Consider the following 18,373-nt stretch of genomic DNA (forward strand, 5'->3'; position numbering starts at 1 on the left):
CCTTGCCGAACTGCTTACGCTCGGCCACGTACCCCTTGGCGTAGTCCAGCGCACCCTGCGCGATGCCGAGCGCCTGCGCGGCGATGGTGACCCGGGTGTGGTCCAGGGTCTTCATCGCGGTGCCGAATCCCGTGCCCTCGGCGCCGATGATCCGGTCCGCCGGGATCCGGACGTTGTCCAGGTAGACCTCGCGGGTCGGCGAGCCCTTGATGCCCAACTTCTTCTCCGGAGCACCGAAACTGACCCCCGGATCGGACTTCTCGACCACGAAGGCGGAGATGCCCCGCGACCGCGCGGTCGGGTCGGTCACCGCGAAAACCGTGTAGTACTCGCTCAGCCCGGCGTTGGTGATCCACCGCTTCACGCCGTTGAGCACCCAGGTGTCGCCGTCGCGCTCGGCGCGGGTCCGCATACCGGCAGCGTCGCTGCCGGCCTCCGGCTCGGAGAGGCAGTACGAGAACATCGCCTCGCCCCGCGCGACCGGTGGCAGGTACCGCTGCTTGAGCCGGTCGTCGGCGGCGAGCAGCAACGGCATGGTGCCGAGCTTGTTGCCGGCCGGGATCAGCGACGACGTGGCGCAGGCCCGGGCGACCTCTTCGATGACGATCGCGGTGGCCAGCGCGTCGGCACCGGCGCCGCCGTACTCCTCGGGGATGTGCGGGGCGTGGAAGTCGGCCGCGCGCAGGGCGTCGTAGGAGGCCTGCGGGAACTCGGCGTTCTCGTCGGCGGCGGCGGCGTGCGGGGCGACCCGGTGGTCGCAGACCGCCCGAACGGCCTCGCGAACGGCCTCATGCTCCTCGGGCAGTTGGTACGCGGAAAACGCCACGGAGAACCTCCTCGTCCTGAACCCTGGCGGGAGCATACCATCCGGTCGGTATGCTTCATCCTCCCTGATCCCACGAATGGAGCCGCCCGATGCGTACCGCCTCCCGCACCATCGCGCCCACCCCGGCCGACCTGCTCGACCTCGTCGGCCGGGAACTGGGTGCCAGTGAGCCGCAGGTGGTCACCCAGGACGAGGTCGACCGCTTCGCCGACGTGACCAAGGACCACCAGTGGATCCACGTCGACGTGGAACGGGCCCGATCCGGCCCGTTCGGCACGACGATCGTGCACGGGTTCCTCACCCTGGCTCTGGTGCCGCGTCTGCTCGCGGACATCCTGGAGGTCACGACGTTCTCGATGGGCGTCAACTACGGGCTGGACCGGGTCCGGTTCGTCAAGCCGCTGCCGCCGGGCGTGCCGATCCAGGGCACCGCGACGCTGCTCGCCGCCGAGCCGATCGCCGGGGTGCCGGGCGGCGTGCAGGCCAAGGCGTCGGTGGTGGTGGAGTTCGCCGAGGACTCCACCACCTGCTGCGTGGCGGAGATCCTCTTCCGCTACCTGCCGTGACGGCGGTGGCCGCCGGGCATACCGGCGGTCACCTCCCCGCCGTCTCGGCGGGTCACTCTCCCGGCGTGCTCGACGGCGCGACGAACCGCCCCCGATAGAACGACAGGGCCGGGACGCTCGTCGGCTTCAGGTGCACGTGGTCCACGTCGATCAGGATGATCACGTGGTCGCCGCTGGTGATCGCCGTGTCGCGGCGCCCGGCCAGGACCGCGGGCGTGCCGGGCAGCAGCGGGACGCCGTCCGGCCCGGGCACCCAGGAGACGCCGTCGAGCTTGTCCGCCCCGGACAGCCCGGAGGTGGCGAACCGGCGCGCCACGTCCTCCTGGTCCTGGCTGAGGATGTGCACGGCGATCCGGGCCGAGTCCATCAGCACCGGGAAGCTCGACGAGGAGCTGGTGACGCAGAACAGCACCTTCGGGGGGCGCAGCGACACCGAGGTGAAGGAGTTCACCGTCAGCGCGGCGACGGTGCCGTCACCGGTCACCGCGGTCACCGCCGTGACACCGGTGGGGAAGTGTCCGCACACCTGACGGAACTCGGCGGAGTCGAACAGGGGCTCGGCCGTCATCGGGTCACCGCCGGGTCGGAGGAGGGATGGTGCGGGCGTAGTCCGTCTTCCAGCTGGATCAGGCAGAGGGTGTGCCCGCCGGGATCCTTCACCAGGTGAAGCCGCCCGTGCGGGCTGTCGACCGGACCGACGGTGGGCGTCCCGCCCAGCGCGACGACCCGGCGCAGCGCGTCGTCCAGCGAGGCGACCGCGAAGTAGGTGATCCATTTCGACGGGATCAGGTTCGGCCAGTCGTTGTCCAGGGCCAGCACGCCGGCGACCGGGACGTCGCCGAGCATCAGCAGGCTGTAGGGACGGGCGGTGGGGGAGTCCCCGTGTTGCCGGGTGGTGTATCCGAACAGCGACCGGTAGTAGGCCACCGCGCGGTCCGGCTCCCCGGTGTCCAGCTCGTTCCAGCAGAGCGCGCCGACCGAGTTGAGCATCTGGACACCGGCTCGTGACTCGCCCTGATAGAGGCCGAACGCGGCGCCGAACGGGTCGATGACGGCGGCACCGGTCCCGGCGGCGGGCAGGTAACGCGGCGGGGTCACCAACTCGCCGCCGAGTGCGACCGCCTGCGCGGCGGAGCGGTGGATGTCGTGGACCGCGAAGTAGGCGATCCAGCCCCGGGGCCGGCCGCCGTGCAGCGCGGTGGCGTCGGAGATGCCGGCCACGTCGCGGCCGTCCAGGCTGCACATCCGGTACGTGGTGGTGCCGAGCCGCTCGGTGCGTACGGTCCAGCCGAACAGCGTGCGATAGAACTCCTCGGCCTGCTCCGGCCGTGGGGTGCACAACTCCACCCAGACGGCCTCGCCGGGCCGGAACGGTTGACTCATCCGGAGACCTCCCGGGTGCTCAGCCCCGCCACGATGGTGCCGGCGGAGATCTCGTAGGCCCGGTCGGCGGTGCCGGACTCCAGGCTCGACTCGACGACCTGGACCACCGCGCGCAGCGTCCGGGACGGCACGGCGAGCAGCGTGTCGACGAGGGCGTCCACCGCGCGGTCGACGTCGTCGTCGGGTACCACCTGGGCGACCAAGCCCCAGGCGAGCAGGTCCCGGGCGGTCGCCGTCGCGGCACCGGTCAGCAGGTGGTAGGCGTGTGGGCGGGGCACGGACCGGGCGATGGTGTGGCCGACCCCGGCGGGGGCGAAGCCGAACCGGGCCTCCGGGAGGGAGAGCCGGACGCCCTCGCCGGCGACCGGCAGGTGGATCGCGCCGAGCAGGCCGGCGCCGAAGCCGACGACCTGACCCCGGACGGCGGCGACCACGGGTACCGGGAGGTGCCGGACGCGGTGCAGGGCGGCGTCGCTGTCCCGTAGTCCGGCGGCGACCGTCGCGGCGGTCGCACCGCGCAGTCGGCCGAACGCCGAGGTGTCCCAGCCGCCGCAGAAGTGCCGGCCGGCCATGTCGAGGTGGATGACGGCGCACGCCTCGTCGGCCGCCGCGGTCTCCAGGGTGTCCACGAGTTCGCGAAGCGTCGTGTCGTCGAGACAGTTGCCACGGGCGCTGTTGTCGAATCGCACCCGGGCGACGTGGCCGTCGCGTTCGTGGGTGAGTGTGGGAGTCACCCTCGGCATAATACGTACCGGTCGGTATGAAGGCAATGTCCGGGCCTGACCTGCTCATGTGATCTGATTGTCATGGACGAGATACCGGCTCGACCCGTTGACTTGATACCGGCTGGTCGGTACTTTGTGGCGAACGTCACCGCCGCGTCACGCGGGGGTACGACGGGTCCATCCCCTGTGAAGGACAGCCATGATGATCATGAAATCCTCGCACTCACGGCGCACACTGGCGCTCGCTACGGCACTGACGCTCGCCGGCATCGGCCTCACCGCCTGCGGCGACTCCGACTCGTCGGATTCCGGCGCGTCGGACTCCACGCCCATCCGGGCGCTGCTCGCGGCCCAGCCCGCGACCCTCGACCCCATCGTCGGCGCACGGTCCGGCCAGATCGTCTGGGCCACCATGCTCGAAACGCTGATCGGCACCGACGACAACCTCGGCCCGGCCGACACCAGCCTGCTCACCAGCTGGACCCGCACCGACGCGACCACCTGGACCTTCACCGTCCGGCCCGACGTCAGCTTCAGCAACGGCGAGAAGGCCGACGCGGCGGCGGTCGCGAACACCATCACCCTCACCCGGGACAGCGAGGCGTCGCAGCTGAAGTCATACTTCGGCAACGTCACCTCGATCGAGGCCCCGGACGCCGGCACGGTCGTGCTCAAGACCAAGGCCCCGCAGTACAACATTCCGGACCTGCTCACCACGGTCTACCTCGTGCCCCCGAAGTACTACGAGGAGAAGGGCTCGGACGGCTTCGCCGCCGCCCCCGTCGGCACCGGCCCGTACGTGTGGGCGGGCGGCAACGCCGGGCGCGACATGTCGGTGAAGCCCAACCCCGAGTACTGGGGAACGGCGCCCAGCAACCAGGGCATCACCTTCACCTGGGCCAACGAGGCCGCCCAGCGGCTCGCCCTGATCCAGAGCAAGAGCGTCGACGTCGCCTTCGACCTCCCGCCGGCCCAGGCCTCCGCGGCCAAGGCGGCCAACGTCGAGGTGGTCAGCACCGAGACCGCCATGAAGATCATCGCCTTCCTGGACTCGACCAAGGCCCCGTTCGACAAGCCCGAACTGCGCGAGGCGGCGGCCCTGTCCATCGACCGCGACGCGATCGTGCGCGGCATCTTCGACGGCCAGGCGGTCGCCGACGCCGGACTGCTCAACGTCCGGCCCGGTGAGCAGCCGGCGCAGAGCGTGACCCCGAACCTGGACCGGGCCAAGCAACTGGTCGGTTCCGGTGGCCCGACGGTCCAGATCACCTATCCGGCCGCGCAGTACACCAACATCGAGGAGGTCGCGCAGGCCGTGGGCGGCAGCCTGGAGCAGGCCGGTTTCAAGGTCAACTACGAGCCGCTCGACTACGGCACGCTCGTCAAGCGCGTCATCGGCCGCCAGGTGCCCGGCATCGCGATCTTCGCCGGGGTGCCGAACGTCGCCGTGCCGGACTTCTTCGCCAGTGGCTTCATGAAGACCCAGTCCATCACCGGCAACTGCCCCGACCCGCGCTTCGACGAGATGGCCCAGGAGGCGCTGGAGCAGGACGACGCCGATCAGGCCGCTCCGATCTACGAGCAGCTCAACACGATGGGCGTGGTGGAGAAGCACTGCTACGTGCCGCTGTACCGGCAGGTGTTCAACTACGCGACCGCACCCGGTGTCACCGGCGTCGAGTTCGGTCCCCTGAACACCGTGGACTTCACGAAGACGACCCGCTGACGATGTCCGAGGCAGTGGAGACGGGGATGCCGGGCGACACCCGGCATCCCCGCACCCCGGAGGCGGACGTGCCCGTACTGGCGGTCGACGACCTCGTCGTCGAGCACCGCAACCGCAGCACGGGGGAGGTGTTCCGTGCGGTGGACCAGGTGTCGCTGCGCATCGCGGCCGGAGAGAGCGTCGCCGTCGTCGGCGAGTCCGGCTCCGGCAAGACGACGCTGGCGATGGCCGCGACCGGGCTCGGGCCACGCGGCACGGGCGACATCCGGCTGCTCGGCCACTCCCTCTCCTCGATCGGGCGCGGGCAACTGCGCCGACTGCGCCCCGAGGTGCAGGTGGTCTTCCAGGACCCGCACGGCTCCCTCGACCCCCGCCAGTCCGTCCGCTCCGGGCTGCGGGAACTGCGTACCCTGCAACCCCGGCGCACCTCCTGGATCACCGACGCCGACCTGCTCGGTCGGGTCCGGCTCGCGCCGGAGATCCTCGACCGGTTCCCGCACCAGCTCTCCGGCGGCCAGGCGCAGCGGGTCTGCGTCGCCCGCGCGCTGCTCATGCGTCCCCGACTCATCGTCGCCGACGAGCCGACCTCCGGTCTCGACGTCTCCGTCCAGGCCGACGTGCTGGACCTGCTCCGGGAGATCCGGACGACCACCGGTGCCGCGCTGTTGATGATCAGCCACGACCTGGCCGTGGTCCGCGCCGTCTGCGACACCGTGCACGTCATGTACCGCGGACAGGTGGTCGAGGCGGGCCCCTGCGAGACGGTCTTCGTGACGCCGCGCCACGACTACACGCGCGAACTGCTGGCCGCGATGCCCGGCGCGCGATGGAGGAACCGCCGATGAAGGCCAGCACCGTACGCCGGATCGGCGTTCGCCTCGCGTCGCTGTTCGCGTCGCTGCTCATCGCGCTCAGCCTGGCGTTCGCCCTCGGCCGACTCTCCGGCGACCCGACCACGATGATCCTGGGGCCCATGGCGCCGCCCGAACAACGCGAGGCGCTGCGCACCGAACTCGGGCTCGACCAGCCGCTCGTGGTGCAGTACCTGAACTACCTCAAGGGCGTCTTCACCGGCGACCTCGGGCAGTCGCTGCAGTTCTACCAGGCGAACACCAGCATGATCGCCGATCGGCTGCCGTACACCCTGCAACTGGTCGCTGCCGGCATGCTCCTCGCCCTGCTCGTCGGCGTCCCGCTGGGCGTGCTCGCGGCCACCCGGGAAGGCACCTGGTGGGACCGGGCCGCCTCCACGCTGGCCCTGCTCGGCCAGTCCGTGCCGGTCTTCTGGTTCGGGATGATGCTGGTGGTGCTCTTCGCGGTGAACCTCGGCTGGCTACCCGCCGGGCAGTCCGGCAGTCTCCGGCACCTGATCCTGCCCGCCCTCACCATGTCGGTCTATCCGATGGCGCACATCGCCCGGCTGACCCGGGCCTCGATGAGCGAGGCACTGGCCGAGCCGTACGTCGACGCGGCGCGGGCCCGGGGCATCGCCGGTCGCCGGGTGGTCTGGCGGCACGCGTTCAAGAACGCCATGATGCCGATCCTGACCATCGTCGTCCTACAGACCGGCATCCTGCTCTCCGGTGCCGTCGCCGTCGAGTACGTCTACTCCTGGCCCGGCCTCGGGCAGCTCGCGTTGCAGGCCATCCAGTTCCGTGACTTCCCGCTGGTGCAGGCGATCGTGGTGTTCGGCGCCCTGGTCTTCGTCCTGCTCAACCTGCTCGTGGACGTCATCCACTCGATCGTCGACCCGAGGGTGAGGTGAGTGCCGTGAGCCAACTCGAACTTGACCCGGTCACCGCGCCGGTGCCGCCGGCACGCACCGCCCGACGCGCGCGTACCTCGGTGTTCTGGCTGTCCCTGCCGCTGGCCGTGGTCGCCGTCCTGGTGTTCGTCCTGCCGTTCACCGGGCTGCTGCCCGAGCGCGGGCAGAACCTGGACGCGACCCGCCAGCCGCCCGGCTTCCTCGACGGCGGGAGCTGGGCACACCCGCTCGGCACCGACAAGCTCGGCCAGGACCTGCTGACCCAGTTCGTCTCCGCCGGCCAGCTCACCATCATGATCGGCCTGGTCGGCGCGCTGGTCGCCATCGGCCCCGGCACGCTGCTGGGCGTGCTGGCCGGCTATTTCCGGGGCTGGGTCGACCGGGTCATCTCGATCCTCATCGACGCCCAGCTCGCCCTGCCGTTCATCCTGGTCGCCCTCGCGATCATCTCGAACCGGGGCAGCTCGCTGCCGGTGCTGTTCCTGGTGCTGGCGCTCACCGGCTGGGCGGTCTGCGCCCGGGTCACCCGCGCGGCCACCCTGGCCGTACGCGAACGCCAGTTCGTGATCGGGCTGCGCGCCGCCGGCGCCTCCGAGGCCCGGATCGTCTTCCGGCACGTCCTGCCCAACCTCGCCGGGACCATCGTCGCGCTCGGCACGCTCCAGGTCGGCACCGCGATCCTGATCGAGAGCGCGTTGAGCTTCCTCGGCCTGGGGGTCGGACCCGCGCGGGCGAGCTGGGGCTCGATGCTCGCCTCCGGTCAGGACGAGTTGAGCCAGGCCTGGTGGCTCGCGTTCTTCCCCGGCCTCGCCATCACCCTGCTGGTGCTGCTGGTCAACCTGCTCGGCGACGCGCTGCTCACCCACCACGACCCACGGAAGAGGCGCCGATGACCGACCTGCTGACCATCAGCGGTCTCTCCGTCACCGCCCGGCTCGCCACCGACGACCTGCGGCTGCTCGACACCGTCGACCTCGAGGTGCGGGGCGGCCAGATCGTCGGGGTGGTCGGCGAGTCCGGCAGCGGCAAGACCACCCTGGCCCGCTGCGTCGTCGGGCTGCTGGAACGCAACGTCCGGGTGGAGCAGGGTTCGGTCACGCTCGCCGGTGACGTGGTGGTGGCCCCCGGGGTGGACCGCACCGGACGGGTCCGTGGCAGCGCCGTGGGCATGGTGTTCCAGGACGCGTCGCGCTCGCTGAACCCGCTGATGAAGGTCCGTGTCCACCTCGCCGAGGTGCTGCGACGACACGTTCCCGGCATCACCCGGGCCGAGATCGAACGTCGCTCGGTGCAGGTGCTGGAGCAGATGCGCATCACCGACCCGACCCGGGTGCTGGACAGCTACCCCCACCAGCTCTCCGGCGGGTTGAAGCAGCGGGTCGCCATCGGCCTCGCCGTCGTCACCCGCCCCTCGCTGGTGATCGCCGACGAGTGCACCACCGCCCTCGACGTGACCACCCAGACCAAGGTCGTCGAGCTGTTCCGCACCCTGGTCGACGAACTCGGCATCGGCCTGCTCTTCGTCACCCACGACCTGATGCTCGCCAGCGACCTGTGCGACCGCATCGCGGTGATGAGCGGGGGACGCGTCGTCGAGGAGGGGGACGCCGAACGCGTACTGGACCGGCCGGAGCAGGACTACACGCGGCGACTGCTCGCCGCCATTCCCTCGTGGAGCTGAAGGAGAACCCGGCACCCATGCACGAGCAGCACGGCATCGACGCGTACGCGGCGTACCTTCCGGCGTACGCGCTCGACGACAACAGGATCGACGCGACCGGACCGCCCCGCGCCGGTGGACCGGTACGCGGCGTCGCCGCCTTCGACGAGGACAGCATCACCATGGCCGTCGAGGCGCTGCGGCACATCGCCGCCGGCACCTTGACGGACCGGCACCTGCTGCTGGCCACCACGAGCGCCCCCTACCAGGGGAAGACCTCCGCCACGGTGGTGCACGAGGCCGTCGGCCTGGACCCCGGGATCAGCGCGGTCGACCTGCACGGCCACCGGTCCGGCGCGGTCGCGCTCGACACGGTCCTGCGGACCGGCGCGATGGCCGCCCTGGCCGACGTACGGACCACCCGACCGGGCGCGCCCGACGAACTGGCCCAGGGCGACGCCGCCGCCGCGTACGTGGGTGGCGGCACCCGCGCCGCCGTCCTGCTCGCCCGCACCGGCCGGACCGTGGAGCTGCTGGAACGCTGGCGGTTGCCGGGGGAGCGGCACGACCGGGTCTGGGACGAGCGGTTCACCGCGGAGGTCCTCGCCGAGGCGGGGCTCGACGTGGCCCGGCGGGCCCTGACCGAGGCCGGCCGGGACGGCGTCGACCACGTGGTCGTGTCGTCGTCCAACGCCCGGTGCGCGGCGGCCCTGCGGCGCGCGCTCGGCGGTACGAATCAGGACGCGGCGGTCGAACGGCTCACCGGCTTCACCGGTGCCGCCCACCCGGGCCTGCTGCTCGCCGCCACGCTCGACGAGGCCGAACCCGGCCAGCACATCCTGCTGCTGTCGGTCACCGAGGGCGCCGACGCGTTCGTCCTGCGGGTGGGCGACCAGGTCCGCGCGGCGCGCGGCGGACCGTCCGTCCGGGCCCAGCTCGACCCGCGGCACCGCCTCGGCTACGGCCGCTACCTGCGCTGGCGGGGTCTGCTGGACGTGCAGGGCCCGGCCCGCCCGGCGGAACCGGCACCGGCCGCCCCGCCGATGCACCGTCGCGCCGGCTGGAAGTACCGGCTGGAGGGCAGCCGCTGCACCGCCTGCGACACGGTCACCACCCCGCCCAGCCGGGTCTGCGCCCGCTGCGGCGTCGTCGCTGCCTCGGCGGAGCCCACCACCACCGTCTCGCTGCGCGACCGCACCGCCCAGGTCGTCTCGTCGACCCGTGACCACCTGACGACCATGCCCGAACCGGAGGTGGCGATCGTCGTCGCCGACGTGGACGGCGGTGGTCGGCTCAGCGCGTACGCGACCGACGTCGACCCCGCCGACGTGGTCGTCGGGATGTCGATGACACCCACCTTCCGACGGTTGTGGACCACCGACGCGATCCACAACTACTTCTGGAAACTCCGCCCGAGGAAGGACACCCTCGATGGCCAGTAGGCGATTGGCCCACGACGTCGCGATCGTCGCGATGGGCTGCACCCCGTTCCGGGACCACTGGCACTCCTCCGCCGACGACCTGCTGGTCGACGCGGTCCGCGAGTGCGTGGCGTCCCAACCCCGCCTGACCCTCGACGACGTCGACGCGTTCTGGGTCGGCACCCAGGGCTCCGGCATGTCCGGGCAGACGCTGGCCCGCCCGTTGCGGCTGGTCGGCAAGCCCGTCACGCGGGTGGAGAACTACTGCGCCACCGGCTCGGAGGCGTTGCGCAACGCCGCGTTCGCGGTGGCCTCCGGCGCGTACGACATGGTGATGGCGACCGGCGTGGAGAAGCTGAAGGACTCGTCGTACTCCGGCCTGTCGGCGGTCTTCCCACCGGCCGACGGCACCGACGTGGACTGGACCGCGCCGGCCGGGTTCTCCCTGCTCGCCCCCGCCTACCAGCGCGCGTACGGGGTCGACGCCCGGGACATGCGGAGCGCCCTGACGAAGGTCGCGACGAAGAACCACGCGAACGGCGCGTTGAACGAGCGCGCCCAGTTCCGTAAGGCGGTCTCCGCCGAGGCCGTGGAGCGCTCGCCCCGGATCGCCGGGGACCTCGGCGTGCTGGACTGTTCCGGTGTCTCCGACGGCGCGGCGGCGGCTGTGCTGGTCCGCGCCGAGGACGCCTACCGGTACACCGACAAGCCGATCTTCCTGCGCGGGATGGGCTTCGTCGCCGGGTCCGGTGCCGGGCTGGCCGCCGACGGCTACGACTTCACCACCTTCCCCGAGGTGGTGGAGGCGGCGCGGCAGGCGTACGAGCAGGCGGGGATCACCGACCCGGCCACCGAGATCTCGCTGGCCGAGGTACACGACTGTTTCACGCCGACGGAGGTGGTGTTGATGGAGGACCTGGGATTCTCGGCGCGCGGCAAGGCATGGCGCGACATCCTCGACGGCCGGTACGACCTCGGTGGCGCGCTGCCGGTCAACACCGACGGCGGGCTGAAGTCGTTCGGCCATCCGATCGGCGCCACCGGGCTGCGGATGGTCTTCGAGTGCTTCACCCAACTGCGGGGTGAGGCCGGCGCCCGGCAGGTGCCCGACGCCCGGGTGGCGGTGGCCCAGAACCTGGGCGGCCAGCCGGGTTCCTGCGTCGCGTTCGTCGCGGTCCTGGGGAGCGAGCGATGAGCCGGGTCAGCCTGGACGGCCGGGTCGTCATCGTCACCGGCGCGGGCAACGGCATCGGCCGGGCGCACGCCCACACGCTCGCCGCGCGCGGCGCCAAGGTGGTCGTCAACGACCTCGGCGGCGCGGTCGACGGCTCGGGCTCCTCCGGTGCCGCGCAGACCGTGGTCGACGAGATCCGCGCGGCCGGCGGCACTGCCGTCGCGTCCACCGACTCGGTGGCCACCGCAGCCGGCGGCGCGGACCTGGTCGGCCGCGCCATCGACGCCTACGGGCGGGTGGACGGGATCATCCACAACGCCGGCATCCTGCGCGACCGGACGCTGGCGAAGATGGCCGAGGAGGACGTCACCGCCGTCCTCGACGTGCACCTGGCCGGCGCGTTCCACGTGCTGCGGCCCGCCTGGCCGCACCTCGTCGGGCAGGGCTACGGCCGGATCGTGCTGACCAGCTCGTCGTCCGGGCTGTTCGGCAACTTCGGGCAGGCCAACTACGGCGCGGCCAAGGCCGGCCTGGTCGGCCTGATGAACGTGCTCGCGCTGGAGGGCGCCCGCCGGGGCATCCTGGTCAACGCGATCGCCCCCACCGCCGCGACCCGGATGACCGAGAACCTCCTCGGCGACCTGACCGAGCGGTTCGACCCGCAGCACGTCGCGTCGGTGGCCACCTTCCTCGCCTCCGAACAGTGCCAGCTCAACCGGCACATCCTCACCGTCGGCGGCGGCCGGGTCGGGCGGATCTTCCTGGGCGTCACGCCCGGTTGGTACGGCGGCGTCGCACCGGCCTCGCCCGACGACATCCTCGACTCGATCGACGACATCTGCCGGCTGGACGACTTCATCGTGCCGGAGAGCGGTGCCGACGAGGTCGCCCTGATCCAGCAGGCCCTGTCCGGCCCGTCGGACCGTACGGAAGGCGAGTGACATGCCGGTCAGCGAAGTGCACCACGTGGCGGTGACCGTCTCCGACGTCGACCGGGCCGCCGACTTCTACGAGCAGGCGCTGGGCTACCGCCGCACGCTGCGTACCGACGTCGGCGGGCCGGGTATCGAGGTGTCGCTGGGGCTGCCCGCCGGCACCACCGGCCGGGTGCAGTACCTCCAGGGGCCTAGCCAGATCGGCCAGCTCGAACTCATCGAGTGGAACGGCACCCCGACCCGGACCGCCACCGGTGGGCACCTGGAACTGGGCCCCTTCCTGCTCAGCTTCGCGGTGCCGGTGGACGAGATGGACGAGCTGCACGCCCGACTGGTGTCGCTCGGCGCCGAGTGCCTCACCCCGCCGAACCGGGTGCTGCTGGAAAACTACGGGTACATCACCGCGTTCGCGGCCCGCGACCTCGACGGCAACCTGTTGGAGTTCGTGTCGCTGCCGTCACGGGAGGAGATCCTCGCCCGGCGGCGGGAGGCGGACGGCTGATGGCGGGCAGCAACTTCTCGCTGACGCTGCGCCGGCAGGCCCTGCGCCGCGCCGACCGGGAGGCCCTGGTCGACGGCGCGGCCCGGTGGACGTACGCCGAGCTGGACGCCGACGTCGACCGGCACGCGGCGGCGCTGCTCGCGGCCGGGCTGGGCCCTGGTGAACTGGTCGGCGTACTGGGGCGCAACACCGCCACGTACGTCCTCGAACTGCTCGCCCTGAGCCGGATCGGCGCGATCTCGGTGCCGTTGAACTGGCGGCTGCACCCGAACGAGCAGGCGTACGTCATCGACCAGGCCAGCATCACCGCGCTGCTCTACGACGACGACTTCGCCGGCGACGCGGGCCGGCTGCTGGCCGGTACCGGCCTGCGGACCGCCGTCGCCAACGGCGACCGGGTGGTCGGCGACGCCCGGCGGCTGGCAGCCCTGCTGGCCGGCCAACCGGCGGGCGTCCGGGTCCCGGACGCGGCCAAGGAGCCCGGCGACGTGCACCGCCTGCTCTACACCTCGGGCACCACGGCCCGCCCCAAGGGTGTGATCCACACCTACGGCAACCTGACCGCCAACCACCTCGCCCAACTGCTCGAACTGGAACTCACCCCGCAGGACCGGATCCTGGTCTCCGCGCCGCTGTTCCACGTCAGCGGTCTGGAGGCACCCGGCCTGGCCACCTTCGTCGCGGGCGCGACGATGGTGTTGACGCCGACGTTCAAGGCGGCCGACATCGCCCGCGTCGCCGCCGAGGAACACGTCACCGGCATGGTCCTCGCCGCCCAGATCCTCTTCGGACTGCTCGACCTCGCCGAGCCGCCGGACCTGCGGTCGCTGCGCTACCTGCTGTTCGCCGGGGTCGCGCCGCGCGTGCGGCAGGAGGTGAAACGGCGGCTGCCGCACGTCCGGCTGGTCGACACGTTCGGCATGACCGAGCTGTGCAACGGCGCCTGCTACCTCGACGCCGCCCACGAGCAGAGCAAGCTCGGCGCGCTCGGCGCACCGTTCCCGGGCGTCCGGATCGAGATCGTCGACGAGCGGTTCCAGCCGGTGCCACCGGGGGTGGAGGGGGAGATCGTGGTCCGTGGCGAGAAGGTGTCGCCCGGCTACTGGAACGACGACGAGGCCAACCGGCGGACCCGCCGCGACGGCTGGTTCCTCACCGGCGACGTGGGCCGGATCGACGCCGACGGTTACCTGTGGTTCGTCGACCGGCGCGCCGACCTGATCAAGTCGGGTGGGGAGAACATCGCCAGCGCCGAGATCGAACGGGTTCTCGCGCAGCATCCGGACGTCGCCGAGGTCGCCGTCATCGGCGTACCGGACCCGACCTGGGACGAGGTGCCGAAGGCGTTCGTCATCCTGCGCGACGGCGCCACCGTCACCGGCGAGGCCCTGCGCGAGCACTGCCGGGCCGAGCTGGCCCGGTACAAGGTCCCGAAGTACGTGGAGGTGGTCACCACGCTGCCGCGCAACGACTCCGGCAAGGTGCTCAAGAAGGGGCTGCGCGAGATCGAGGCGGCCCGGTGAGCACCGCCAACCTGGCCGCCATGCTGGCCCGCAACGCGCGGCGCTTCGGCGACGACGACGCGCTGGTGTTCGAGGGCCGGCGGTGGACCCACCGACAGCTCGACCAGGACGTCAACGCGCTCGCGGCCGGTCTCGCCGCCGAGGGGCTGGGCCGGGACGACCGGATCGCGATCGTGGCGAACAACGTGCCCGAGTTCCTCATCCTGTCGCTGGCGGCGGCGAAGCTCGGCGCGGTCTTCGTGCCGCTGAACTACCGGCTGACGTCCGGCGAGATCGCGCGGCTGCTCGCACACGCCGACGTGTGCGCGGTCGCGACCGTCCCCGAGTTCGCCGACCTGACCGACCTGGCCACCGCCCGCCTGCCGCAGGTACGCCGGTACGCGCTGGAACCGATCGGCGACGGCTGGACCGACCTGCGGGCGCTGATCGAGGCCCACCGTGGCGCCCGGGTGCCCGACGCCGACCTCGATCCGGACGCGCTGCAACGGATCGTCTACACCTCCGGCACCACCAGCCTGCCCAAGGGCGTGCTGCTCACCCACGGCAACGTGAACATGAACATGCACGCCCAGATCGTCGAACTCGGGCTGCGGGCGGGCGACCGGATCCTCAACTTCGCGCCGCTCTACCACGTCGGCGGCACCGACCTGCCCGGGTACGGCATCTGGCACGTCGGCGGCTGCATGGTGCTCCAGCGACGCTTCGCCCCGGCGGCCGTGCTGGAGGCGATCGGCACCGAGCGGATCACCGGGATGGTGATGGCCGCGACGATGCTCGACATGCTCCGGCGCGAGAGTGAGAACACGGTGGACGCCGACCTCTCCTCGGTGCGCTGGGTGATCTACTCCCAGGTGAGCGCGGCCCTGTACGCGGTGGCGCGCACCCTGTTCCCGAACGCGCGGCTGATCGAGGGCTACGGTCTCACCGAGACGTGCAGCGGGTTGACCTATCTGGACGCCGCCCACGCGCAGAGCAAGCAGGGCTCGGTCGGCATTCCCGCGCCGTGGGTCCAGGTGCGGGTGGTCGACGCGAACGGCGACGACGTGCCGGTGGGGGAGGACGGCGAGGTGATCGCGCGCGGGCCGAAGGTGAGCCCCGGCTATCTCGACGACCCGGAGGCGACCCGTGCCGCCTTCCGCGACGGCTGGTTCCACACCGGTGACGTGGGCTGTTTCGACGCCGACGGCTACCTCTACATCCGGGACCGCCTCAAGGACATGATCCGCAGCGGCGGGGAGAACATGTCCAGCGCCGAGATCGAGAACGTCCTGGCCGGCCATCCGCTGGTCCTGGCCGTCTCGGTGGTGGCGGCGCCGCACCCGGTGTGGGTGGAGGTGCCGGTGGCGTTCGTGGTGGGCCGCCCGGGGCTGGCCGCCGAGGAGCTGATCGCGTACGCCCGGGAGCGGCTCGGCGGGTTCAAGGTGCCCAAGGAGGTCTACCTGGTGACCGAGCTGCCCACCAACCCGTCCGGCAAGGTGCTCAAGCGCAGCCTGCGGGACCTGCGGCCGACACTACGGCCGGACTGGACGTACGGCGACCAGCGGCCCGGCTGAGCGTCACCGGTCGGTGCCGGTCGCCGTCCGCAGCAGGGCGAGAGCGTGCACGAGGTGGAAGCGGCGGGTGCCCCGACCCAGCTCGTCCCACGGCTTCTGCCAGGTCATCCGCCGGGCCAGCGTCCACGCGTCGTCGCCGACCACGGTCAGGTCCCGCACCGCGTCGACCTCGTCGCGGTGGTACGCGGTCAGCTCGTCGACCCGGGCGGCGACGTCCCGGTACGGGAACTGGTGGGCCGGACAGGCCACCGCGGCGTCGAGGGCGCGGATGCGGGCCAGGCTGCGGAACAGGTCGGCGGCCGGGTCGTCCTCGGGGCGGCTGACGATGGCGAGCTGGGTGGGGCCCTCGGCCATCATGGTGTCCCCGGTGAAGACCAGACCCCGGGTGTCGAGATAGACGGTGTGGCCGTACGTGTGCCCGGGGGTGGGGACGGCGCTCACGGTCACGTCGCCGAAGCGGAACCCGGTCTCGTCGGTGACGGTCACGTCCGGCCGCAGGTTCTCGTGGTGCACGGCGACGTCGACGGCGTCGGCGTACATCGACTCGACCACGTCGGCGGGGGCTCCGGTGAGGTCGAGGGCGGCGCGCAGTTGGGCGAGGAACGTGCCCCGGGTGCGGTGCATGGTGGCGAAGTCGTCGGGGCGGCCGATCACGATGCGGGCCCCGGCGGTCGTCTGGAGCCGGGCGGCGAAGCCGACGTGGTCGGGGTGGTTGTGGGTGAGCAGGACGGTGCCGATCGCCTCGACCCGGTGCCCGAGGGACTCCACGGACTGCGTGAACGCGCGCCAGCAGGCCGGGTGGTCGTAGCCGGCGTCGACGAGGACGAGCCCGTCGGCGGTGTCCAGGAGATAGACGGTGACGTAGCGCAGGGCGCTGCCGGGCAGAGGGACGGGCACGGCCCAGACACCGTCCACGACCTGGGCGGGTGCGGGCACCTCACGGGCGCGGTAGCTGGCGGCGTGGGCGTCGATCGCGGGTATGGACATCGTCGCTCGGCTCCCTTACGGTGGGACAACACAACATACCGGATGGTCGGAATCTAACTCAAGGAGTCCGATGAGCGAGGAGCGGACCGGCTTTCGGCTGTGGGCGACCGCAGCGCCCGACCTGTGCGCGGTGGTCACCCCCGACGACCGCCGGATCTCCTACGGGGAACTGTTCGCCGAGGTGAACCGGATCTCGCACGGTCTGCGTACCCGGGCCGGGCTCCAGGTCGGCGACACGGTGGCCGCGGTCATGACCAACAGCGCCGGCATGATCGCGATGTACCTCGCGGCGATGCAGTCCGGCCTGTACCTGGTCACGCTCAACTACCACCTCACCGAGCCGGAGATCGCGTACGTCCTGGCCGACAGCGGCGCCAAGGTGGTGGTCGGTTCGGCGCGCGTCGAGCAGGTCGTCGTCTCCGCCGCCGAGGCCGCACCCGGCATCCAGGTCTTCGTCGACGGCACCCCGCAGACCGACCGGGCGCAGCCGCTGTCGGCGCTCACCGCCGACATGCCGGCGGTGAGTCCGGAACAGGTCCCGGCGGGTTCGCTGATGATGTACACCTCGGGCACCACCGGCCGACCGAAGGGCGTCAAGCGCCCGCTGAGCGGCATCGACGCCGACGCCGGGGCGCTGACCTACCGGTGGCTGTTCGCCGAGTTCGGCATGGAACGCCCGGCCTTCGCGTCCTGGCTGGTCTCCGCGCCGATGTACCACTCCGCCAACATCACCCCGGCGATGGGCGCGCTGCACGCCGGCGGCACGATGGTGCTGATGGACGGCTGGACGCCGGAGGGCTTCCTGCGGCGCGTCCAGGAGCAGCGGGTCACCGGCACGAGCATGGTGCCGACGCACTTCTACCGGCTGCTGCAACTGCCCGAGTCGGTACGCGACGACTACGACGTCTCCTCGCTGCGCTACGTGCTGCACGGCGCGGCACCCTGCCCGCTGGAGGTCAAGCAGCGGATCCTGGACTGGTTCGGCCCGGTGGTCTACGAGTACTACGGCTCGACCGAGGTCGGCACCACGATCGCCCGCCCGCACGAGTGGCTCGCGCACCCCGGCACGGTCGGCCGCCCGGCGTCCATCTCCACCCTGCGGATCCTCGACGAGCAGGGCGAGGAGGTGCCGGTGGGGCAGACCGGCATCGTGTACATGCGGCAGGGCAACGACCGGGTCGAGTACCACAACGATCCCGGCAAGACCGAGGGCTCCCGCCGCGACGGCCTGATGACCGTCTGGGACGTCGGCCACGTCGACGCCGACGGGTTCCTCTACATCACCGGCCGGGCATCGGAGCTGATCCTGGTCGGCGGCGTGAACGTCTACCCGGCCGAGATCGAGGCGGCGCTGCTGGCCCACGAGTGGGTCGCCGACGCCGGGGTGATCGGCGTACCCGACCCGGAGTTCGGCGAGGTGCCGCAGGCGCACGTCGTCCTGCGCGACGACGCGCCCGAGGGCGACGCCGCCGTCGACGGGCTGCGCCGCTACCTCGCCGACCGCCTGGCCAAGCCGAAGCGCCCGGTGTCCTACCTGGTGCGCGACGCGCTGCCGCGCGATCCGAACGGCAAGCTCTACAAGGCCCGGCTGCGGCGTACCCGCGAGGTGACGGCGTGACCGGACGGT

General features: G+C 71.8%; 18 protein-coding genes. 13 read left to right on the plus strand and 5 right to left on the minus strand.

Features of this window, described 5'->3' with window-relative positions:
• On the minus strand, positions 1-826 hold an 826-nt coding region (locus EYA84_RS03525; RefSeq protein WP_394347545.1), incomplete at its 3' end, for an acyl-CoA dehydrogenase family protein.
• An 89-nt stretch (positions 827-915) separates the two neighbouring features.
• Here EYA84_RS03525 and EYA84_RS03530 point away from each other — a divergent pair.
• Complete coding sequence (locus tag EYA84_RS03530; RefSeq protein WP_131051551.1) at positions 916-1,392, plus strand: MaoC family dehydratase; 477 nt, start codon at positions 916-918, stop codon at positions 1,390-1,392.
• 52 nt (positions 1,393-1,444) lie between these two features.
• On the opposite strand, the gene EYA84_RS03535 is transcribed toward EYA84_RS03530, so the two are convergent.
• The 3 genes from EYA84_RS03535 to EYA84_RS03540 are packed head-to-tail and all read right to left on the minus strand — an operon-like array spanning position 1,445 to position 3,509.
• Entirely contained in the window at positions 1,445-1,960 is a 516-nt protein-coding gene (locus tag EYA84_RS03535; RefSeq protein ID WP_161594895.1) for a flavin reductase family protein, read from the minus strand.
• Positions 1,957-2,775, minus strand: a complete 819-nt coding sequence (locus EYA84_RS32360) for a VOC family protein (RefSeq protein ID WP_161594896.1) — start codon at positions 2,773-2,775, stop codon at positions 1,957-1,959. Before EYA84_RS32360 ends, EYA84_RS03535 begins: the two co-directional genes overlap by 4 nt.
• On the minus strand, positions 2,772-3,509 hold the full coding sequence (locus EYA84_RS03540; RefSeq protein WP_161594897.1) for an enoyl-CoA hydratase/isomerase family protein: 738 nt from the start codon (positions 3,507-3,509) through the stop codon (positions 2,772-2,774). Before EYA84_RS03540 ends, EYA84_RS32360 begins: the two co-directional genes overlap by 4 nt.
• A 193-nt stretch (positions 3,510-3,702) precedes the next feature.
• Between EYA84_RS03540 and EYA84_RS03545 the strand changes: the two genes are divergently transcribed.
• The 11 genes from EYA84_RS03545 to EYA84_RS03595 are packed head-to-tail and all read left to right on the plus strand — an operon-like array spanning position 3,703 to position 15,759.
• Entirely contained in the window at positions 3,703-5,226 is a 1,524-nt protein-coding gene (locus EYA84_RS03545; protein ID WP_161594898.1) for an ABC transporter substrate-binding protein, read from the plus strand.
• 2 nt (positions 5,227-5,228) lie between these two features.
• Complete coding sequence (locus tag EYA84_RS03550; RefSeq protein WP_131051555.1) at positions 5,229-6,071, plus strand: ABC transporter ATP-binding protein; 843 nt, start codon at positions 5,229-5,231, stop codon at positions 6,069-6,071.
• Complete coding sequence (locus tag EYA84_RS03555; protein ID WP_161594899.1) at positions 6,068-6,991, plus strand: ABC transporter permease; 924 nt, start codon at positions 6,068-6,070, stop codon at positions 6,989-6,991. The genes EYA84_RS03550 and EYA84_RS03555 overlap by 4 nt, the downstream gene beginning before the upstream one ends.
• A 5-nt stretch (positions 6,992-6,996) precedes the next feature.
• Complete coding sequence (locus EYA84_RS03560; protein WP_131051557.1) at positions 6,997-7,884, plus strand: ABC transporter permease; 888 nt, start codon at positions 6,997-6,999, stop codon at positions 7,882-7,884.
• Complete coding sequence (locus EYA84_RS03565; protein ID WP_131051558.1) at positions 7,881-8,672, plus strand: ABC transporter ATP-binding protein; 792 nt, start codon at positions 7,881-7,883, stop codon at positions 8,670-8,672. The genes EYA84_RS03560 and EYA84_RS03565 overlap by 4 nt, the downstream gene beginning before the upstream one ends.
• A complete protein-coding gene (locus tag EYA84_RS03570; protein WP_131051559.1) occupies positions 8,663-10,093 on the plus strand; it encodes a zinc ribbon domain-containing protein in 1,431 nt (476 codons plus the stop codon). Before EYA84_RS03565 ends, EYA84_RS03570 begins: the two co-directional genes overlap by 10 nt.
• On the plus strand, positions 10,083-11,267 hold the full coding sequence (locus EYA84_RS03575) for an acetyl-CoA acetyltransferase (protein ID WP_131051560.1): 1,185 nt from the start codon (positions 10,083-10,085) through the stop codon (positions 11,265-11,267). The genes EYA84_RS03570 and EYA84_RS03575 overlap by 11 nt, the downstream gene beginning before the upstream one ends.
• Positions 11,264-12,187 (plus strand): SDR family NAD(P)-dependent oxidoreductase, encoded by a 924-nt coding sequence (locus EYA84_RS03580; RefSeq protein ID WP_131051561.1) that lies wholly within the window; start codon positions 11,264-11,266, stop codon positions 12,185-12,187. Before EYA84_RS03575 ends, EYA84_RS03580 begins: the two co-directional genes overlap by 4 nt.
• Position 12,188: 1 nt before the next feature.
• On the plus strand, positions 12,189-12,683 hold the full coding sequence (locus EYA84_RS03585; RefSeq protein WP_131051562.1) for a VOC family protein: 495 nt from the start codon (positions 12,189-12,191) through the stop codon (positions 12,681-12,683).
• Entirely contained in the window at positions 12,683-14,206 is a 1,524-nt protein-coding gene (locus tag EYA84_RS03590) for a class I adenylate-forming enzyme family protein (protein WP_131051563.1), read from the plus strand. The genes EYA84_RS03585 and EYA84_RS03590 overlap by 1 nt, the downstream gene beginning before the upstream one ends.
• Positions 14,203-15,759 (plus strand): class I adenylate-forming enzyme family protein, encoded by a 1,557-nt coding sequence (locus EYA84_RS03595; RefSeq protein WP_201272283.1) that lies wholly within the window; start codon positions 14,203-14,205, stop codon positions 15,757-15,759. Before EYA84_RS03590 ends, EYA84_RS03595 begins: the two co-directional genes overlap by 4 nt.
• A 3-nt stretch (positions 15,760-15,762) precedes the next feature.
• Here EYA84_RS03595 and EYA84_RS03600 read toward each other — a convergent pair whose 3' ends face one another.
• Positions 15,763-16,746 (minus strand): MBL fold metallo-hydrolase, encoded by a 984-nt coding sequence (locus EYA84_RS03600; RefSeq protein WP_131051564.1) that lies wholly within the window; start codon positions 16,744-16,746, stop codon positions 15,763-15,765.
• Positions 16,747-16,816: 70 nt separating this feature from the next.
• On the opposite strand from EYA84_RS03600, the gene EYA84_RS03605 reads away from it, so the two are divergent.
• Positions 16,817-18,364 (plus strand): AMP-binding protein, encoded by a 1,548-nt coding sequence (locus EYA84_RS03605; protein WP_161594900.1) that lies wholly within the window; start codon positions 16,817-16,819, stop codon positions 18,362-18,364.
• Positions 18,365-18,373 lie beyond the last annotated feature (9 nt).

The organism is Verrucosispora sp. SN26_14.1 (assembly GCF_004307965.1).
In the GTDB taxonomy this organism is placed as follows: Bacteria; Actinomycetota; Actinomycetes; order Mycobacteriales; family Micromonosporaceae; genus Micromonospora.